We start from the raw sequence: 663 nt of genomic DNA, 5'->3' as shown, positions 1-663 counted from the left end.
AAACGCACTTCATCAGGTTGTGCTTTAAACAGCATACTTAGAATCATACTGTTAACACCAACCGACTTACCTGAACCCGTCGTACCGGCTACCAGCAAGTGCGGCATTTTCGCCAAGTTTGTAACGACCGGGTCGCCTGCAATATCGTTTCCTAACGCCAGGGTAACCGGTGACTCTGCATCATCATAATCCTTAGATAGCAAAACTTCGCTAAAGCGGACAATCTCTCGGTGCTCATTTGGTATCTCGATACCAACTACTGACTTACCAGGGATAACTTCAACCACCCTGACAGCAAGTACTGCCAAAGAACGAGCCAGATCCTTCGCTAGATTAGAAATCTTACTAACTTTTACACCGGGGGCTGGCTGAATCTCAAAACGTGTAATCACCGGGCCGGGATTAACCTCTACAACTTCCGCTTTGACACCAAAGTCGCCCAGCTTCTCTTCAAGTAGCCTAGACATATGCTCGAGCATCTCTTTGGAGAAGCCGAGTTTTTTATTAGTTTCTGCAGGATCAAGTAAAGATATAGACGGTAAAGGACCCTCTGAAGCAATAAACAAACTCCCCTGCTTTTCATCTTCCAAGCGCTTACTTGCTTTGCTCTTCTTAACAAAAGGTGAGATTTTAATTCCAGACTTCGTTTCGCTAGACGCATCA

At 45.4% G+C, this 663-nt stretch carries 1 protein-coding gene; it reads right to left on the bottom strand.

What is annotated here, in order from left to right; translation table 11 throughout:
- Positions 1–663 (bottom strand): DNA translocase FtsK (locus tag A3729_RS28135; RefSeq protein WP_255376418.1); only part of this gene is annotated, 663 nt, incomplete at both ends.

It is taken from the genome of Oleiphilus sp. HI0043, from assembly GCF_001634935.1.
This window is presented reverse-complemented; position numbering and strand designations above follow the sequence as displayed.